General features: G+C 65.8%; 6 protein-coding genes. All 6 read right to left on the bottom strand.

All coding sequences use genetic code 11. The features are described 5' to 3' along the window. A partial coding sequence (locus ACR2JA_RS19525) for an SDR family NAD(P)-dependent oxidoreductase (RefSeq protein WP_434010726.1) occupies positions 1–561 on the bottom strand: 561 nt, incomplete at its 3' end. Continuing rightward, on the bottom strand, positions 558–1,580 hold the full coding sequence (gene benC, locus ACR2JA_RS19520; protein WP_434010725.1) for a benzoate 1,2-dioxygenase electron transfer component BenC: 1,023 nt from the start codon (positions 1,578–1,580) through the stop codon (positions 558–560). The genes benC and ACR2JA_RS19525, both read right to left, overlap by 4 nt. 37 nt (positions 1,581–1,617) lie before the next feature. Continuing rightward, positions 1,618–2,118 (bottom strand): benzoate 1,2-dioxygenase small subunit, encoded by a 501-nt coding sequence (gene benB, locus ACR2JA_RS19515; protein ID WP_434010724.1) that lies wholly within the window; start codon positions 2,116–2,118, stop codon positions 1,618–1,620. Continuing rightward, entirely contained in the window at positions 2,115–3,479 is a 1,365-nt protein-coding gene (locus ACR2JA_RS19510; RefSeq protein WP_434010723.1) for a Rieske 2Fe-2S domain-containing protein, read from the bottom strand. The genes benB and ACR2JA_RS19510 overlap by 4 nt, the downstream gene beginning before the upstream one ends. Before the next feature lie 117 nt (positions 3,480–3,596). Then, complete coding sequence (catA, locus tag ACR2JA_RS19505; protein ID WP_434010722.1) at positions 3,597–4,532, bottom strand: catechol 1,2-dioxygenase; 936 nt, start codon at positions 4,530–4,532, stop codon at positions 3,597–3,599. A gap of 47 nt (positions 4,533–4,579) precedes the next feature. Then, the coding region (locus ACR2JA_RS19500; protein WP_434010721.1) for an enolase C-terminal domain-like protein at positions 4,580–5,083 on the bottom strand (504 nt) is incomplete at its 5' end.

The raw sequence follows: 5,083 nt of genomic DNA, 5'->3' as shown, positions 1-5,083 counted from the left end.
GGTCGCAGCGACGCGGATGTTGTGCTGCGCGTACTCCATCGCCAGCGACTGCGTCAGTGCGTTGACGCCGCCCTTGGCCGCCGAGTACGGCACCCGGTGGATGCCGCGCGTGGCATTCGACGACACATTGACGATGGTGCCGCCGCCGCGCGCCAGCAGGTGCGGCAGCGCTGCATGACAGGCGTACAGCGTGGGCATCAGCGAGCGGCGAATCTCCGCGTCGATCTGCGCCGGCTCAAACTCGGCGAAGGGCCGCATGCGGATCGCGCCGCCGACGCCGTTGACCACGATGTCGAGACCGCCGAAGGTCTGTGCGGCAAAAGCCATGGCGGCGTGCGCACCCTCGTAGGTCTCGAGATCGGCCACGAAGCCCGCCGTGCGGGTGTCTGCTGCCACCTCGTGTGCAATCTCCTGTGCCACCTCAGTGACGAAGTCCGCACGATCGACCAACACGACCTTGCCGCCCTCGGCTGCAACGCCTCGCGCCACACCGCGCCCGATGCCCTGGGCCGCGCCGGTGACCAGCACCACCTTGCCTTCAAATCGTTGCGTCGTTCTCATGCTGACACCGTTGTTTGGTTGGGTGTGAACTTCTCGTAATGGAAGCTGGCCGGCGCAATGCCCTCGGCCTTGAAGTATTTCTGCACCGCGTCCACCATCGGCGGCGGGCCGCACAGGTACACATCGACATTCCCGGCGTGCAGCACCTGCGGGGGCATGTGCTGTGTCACGTAACCCTGCTGCGGGTGCGTGGTCTGCGGGTCGGCCACGCAGGTGGCGTAAGTGAAGCCGGGGATGCGGCGGGCGTGGTCGGCCAGCCGGTCCACCATCACCAGGTCCTGGTCGCGCGTCACGCCGTAGATCAGGTGCACGGGCTGCTGCACATCCTGGGTGGCCAGCACTTCGAGCATGGACAGGAACGGCGCCAGGCCCGTGCCCCCCGCCAGGAACAGCAGCGGCCGCGTGACGGCGCGCAGGTAGAAGCTACCCAGCGGGCCTGTGATCTGCAGCGGCTGGCCAGCGGCAGCGGACCCGAGCCAGCCACTCATCAGCCCACCGGGCACCTGCTTGATCATGAAGGTCATGCGGCGGCTGCCCGGCGCCGAGCTGAACGAGTACGAGCGGTGCTGGCCGCTGCCCGGCACGTCGATGTTGACGTACTGGCCGGGCAGGAACACCGGCGCCTCGGTCGGGGTGTCGAGCACCAGCTCGTAGGCCGCGTCGGCGAACGTCGTCACCTCAGCCACCACGGCGGCGAACTGCGCGGTGCCGGTCTTGCAGGCGGTCGATGGCACGGGCACTGCGATCACGCAATCCGACTTGGGAACCATCTGGCAGGTCAGCACCAGGCCTTCGGCCGCTTCGTCGGCCGTCAGCGCCTCGTCGATGTAGTCATCGCCCAGGTCGTAGCGGCCGGTCTCGGCGCGGCACTTGCAGGTGCCGCACACGCCGTCGGAGCAATCCATCGGCAGGTTGATGCGGTTGCGGAAGGCTGCGTCCAGCACCTTCTCGTTGGCGCCGCAGTCGACGAAGCGGGTCACGCCGTCTTCGAAGTTCAGCGCAATGCGGTAGTGGGTCATCGTGTGTCTCCTCTTGCTCTTGCTCTTGCTCTTGGTGTCAGAGGTGGTAGATGTCCACGACCTGGCTGATGTAGTCGTCCTTGAGCACGACCTTTTTGCGGGCGAACAGGTAGCCCGCTTCGCCACCCTTGCGCAGCGTGGCGAAGATGGTGCCGAAGTAGTGGTCGGTCTTCTTGTAGCGGTGGCTCAGCGTGTGGAAGTTGTAGCGAACGTCCACCTCGTCACCGCGCACGGCCAGCACTTCCACATTGCTCAGCATGTGGTTGGTGCGCGGCTCGGGCATGGACGCGCTGGAGCGCTCGGTCTTGATGCGGAACACGCGGTCTTCCAGCCCGTTGCGGTTGGGGTAGTAGATGAGCGAGATCTGGCTGTGCGGGTCGTCGGTCAGCTGGTCGTCGTCGTCCCAGGCGGGCATCCAGTACTCGGCGTCGGGCGCGTAGAGCTGCAGCCATTCCTCGAACTGGCGGTCGTCCAGGTGGCGCACTTCGCGGAACAGGAAGGCGCTGATGGCGTTCAGATCGGCGAGGTTCGAGCTCATGCTTGTTCTCCTGCGCGCTCTTGCTGCACACCCTTGCGCATCGCCTTGGCCCAGTGCTCGTGCTGGCAGACGAACAGGCCTTCGTCCTCGCTGCGTTCACCGCTGATCAGCGGCTTCATGCCCATCTTCTTGGCGTTCTCGTCCGGCCCCTCGATCCACAGCGGCGCGCCACGGCTCAGGTCGTTCCAGGGTGCGGCCTTGCCGCCGTAGCCGGTCTGGCAGGAGCGGAACTCCTCCAGGTCATCGGCCGTGCCCATGCCGGACACGTTGAAGAAGTCCTCGTACTGGCGGTTGCGCACGGCACGGTCTTCGGCGCTCTCGCCCTTGGGTGCGAAGCAGTAGATGGTGACCTCGGTCTTGTCCACGCTGATCGGGCGCGTCACGCGGATCTGGGTGGAGAACTGGTCCATCAGGTAGACGTTGGGGTACAGGCACAGGTTGCGCGTCTGGCTGACGATGAACTCGGTCTTGGTCTCGCCCAGGCGCTCCTTGAGCTCTTCGCGGCGGTTCCAGACCGGGCGCACCTCGGGGTTCATGGTCTTGGTCCACAGCAGGATGTGGCCGTTCTCGAACCCGTAGACACCCCCCACGCTCTTGCTCCAGCCGTTGGCATCGACGGCCTTGGTGCCGCCGTCCGCCCGCCGGCCCATGGTGGCCGCGTAGTTCCAGTGCACAGAGCTGACGTGGTAGCCGTCGCTGCCGTTCTCCATCTGCAGCTTCCAGTTGCCGTCGTAGGTGTAGGACGAGTTGCCGCGCAGCACTTCCAGGCCATCGGGCGCCTGGTCGACGATCTGGTCGATGATGACCTTGGTCTCGCCCAGGTACTCGTCCAGCGAAGGCACGTCGGCGTTCAGGCTGCCGAACAGAAAGCCCTTGTAGCTCTCGAAGCGCGCCACCTTCTTCAGGTCGTGCGAGCCTTCTTTGTTGAACTGCACCGGGTACTCGGAGGTTTTCTCGTCCTTGACCTTGAGCAGCTTGCCGGTGTTGTTGAACGTCCAGCCGTGGAACGGGCAGGTGAAGCTGCCCTTGTTGCCGTGCTTCTTGCGGCACAGCATGGCGCCGCGGTGGGCGCAGGCGTTGATCACCGCGTTGAGCTGGCCGTCCTTGCCCCGCGTGATGACGATGGGCTGGCGGCCGATCATCGTCGTGAAGTAGTCGTTGATGTCGGGGATCTGGCTCTCGTGGGCCAGGTAGACCCAGTTGCTTTCGAAGATGTGCTTCATCTCCAGTTCGAACAGCGCGGGGTCGGTGAAGATGTCGCGGCGGCAGCGGTAGATGCCCGCGTCCTTGTCATCCTGCAGGGCGTTGTCCAGCAGCCTTTCGACGTCGCCATACGGGTCGGTGATTGCGGTCGTGTTCATGGTGTGAGGTCTCTTTGGAGCGAGGTCATCCCCCACGACGCACGTCGCGGTTCAGACCCTACGGAAATGACGGGGTGGGCTCACACTGCGACGGCCTGCGCCGCAGCGTGGAGCCGGTCAGGCGGCCAGACGCGGGCGGTCGACGACCTGGTTGTCAACGCCGTTCACGAGGGCGCTGAGCTTGATATCGAATTCGATTTCGGCGAAGGGGCCGGACAGGCCGTTGGCCGCGATGCTGGCCGCATCCGTGCGCTCGACCAGCGGGGGCACCAGGCCTTCACGCGTCGCATAGGCGAAGTCGTCGAACACCAGCGGGTCGCCGTCGATGTTGATCTGCGTGGTCAGCTTGCGGTGGCCTTCGGCCGTCACGAAGAAGTGGATGTGCGCAGGGCGGTTGCCGTGGCGGCCCAACTGGTTCAAGAGGGCTTGCGTGGGGCCGTCGGGCGGGCAGCCATAGCCCACGGGCACGATGCTTTGGAACTTGTAGCGACCCTGGGCGTCCGTCACGATGGTGCGGCGCATGTTGAAGGGCTGTTGCTCTCCGGTGGGGTCGAAGTGCGAGTAGAAGCCCTTGGTATTGGCATGCCAGACCTCGACCGTGGCGTTGGGCAGAGGCTTGCCGTCGGCGGCGTAGACCGTGCCGTGCATGACCAGCGTTTTGCCGGCCTTGTCGCTGCCATCGTCCAGTCGCGCAAAGCCTTGCGCCACCGGTGCGCCGGCCACGTACAGCGGGCCTTCGATGGTGCGCGGCGTGCCGTTCTCCACGCCCAGCGCGGCGTCTTCGGCGTCCATGCGCATGTCGAAGTAGCGGTCAAGGCCCAGGCCGGGCGACAGCAGGCCGGCTTCGCCGCGCGCGCCCAGTTGGTTCAGGTAGGCGATGCCGGCCCAGTACTCGTCGGACGTGATGTCCAGGTCGTCAATCGTCTTGAAGAGATCGGACAGGATGCGGTTCACGATCTGCTTGGTGCGGGGGTTGCCGCCGGGTTGGTCCAGGCCGCTGGCCAGGCGAAGGAAGTCTTGCACTTCGGGGGTTTGGGCAATGTGAACGCTCATGGGAAGTCTCCGTTTGGTAGGGGCAGTGATGGCAAGGGGCGGCCGTTTCAGGCCAGAGAAACAGCGGCCGGGCCGACGCTGGTGCGCGGACGGTCGCGTCGGAAATGGCGGACGCGGTCTTCGTCCAGCGCGATGCCCAAACCGGGCAAGGCGGGCACGGTCAGATGGAAGTCGCTGTAGTCCAGAGGCTGGGCCAGGATCTCTTCGGTGAGCAGCAGCGGACCGAACAGTTCGGTGCCCCAGCGCAGTTCGCGGAAGGTGGCAAACACGTGTGCCGAGGCGATGGAGCCGACCGCGCCCTCCAGCATCGTGCCGCCGTACAGCTCGATACGGGCTGCGTCGGCAATGGCCGCCACACGCTGGGCCGCCTGCAGGCCGCCAGACTGTTCAGTCTTGATGGCGAACACATGGGCGCCGGCCAGGCGGGCAATGGCGAACGCGCTTTCGGGGCCGACCAGCGATTCGTCGGCCATCACCGCGATGGGGTACTTGCCGGTGAGGCGGGCCAGGGCGTCGACGCTGGCCACGGGCTGCTCAACCAGTTCGCAGCC

Source organism: Hydrogenophaga sp., from assembly GCF_051007235.1.
In the GTDB taxonomy this organism is placed as follows: domain Bacteria; phylum Pseudomonadota; class Gammaproteobacteria; order Burkholderiales; family Burkholderiaceae_C; genus Hydrogenophaga.
The sequence above is the reverse complement of the archived record's forward strand: the minus strand, read 5'-3'. Positions and strand labels throughout refer to the sequence as shown.

Coding starts and splice junctions, on each gene's coding strand:
- benC (WP_434010725.1), bottom strand. CDS start 1,580: ATGACCCACTACCGCATTGCGCTGAACTTCGAAGACGGCGTGACCCGC.
- benB (WP_434010724.1), bottom strand. CDS start 2,118: ATGAGCTCGAACCTCGCCGATCTGAACGCCATCAGCGCCTTCCTGTTC.
- ACR2JA_RS19510 (WP_434010723.1), bottom strand. CDS start 3,479: ATGAACACGACCGCAATCACCGACCCGTATGGCGACGTCGAAAGGCTG.
- catA (WP_434010722.1), bottom strand. CDS start 4,532: ATGAGCGTTCACATTGCCCAAACCCCCGAAGTGCAAGACTTCCTTCGC.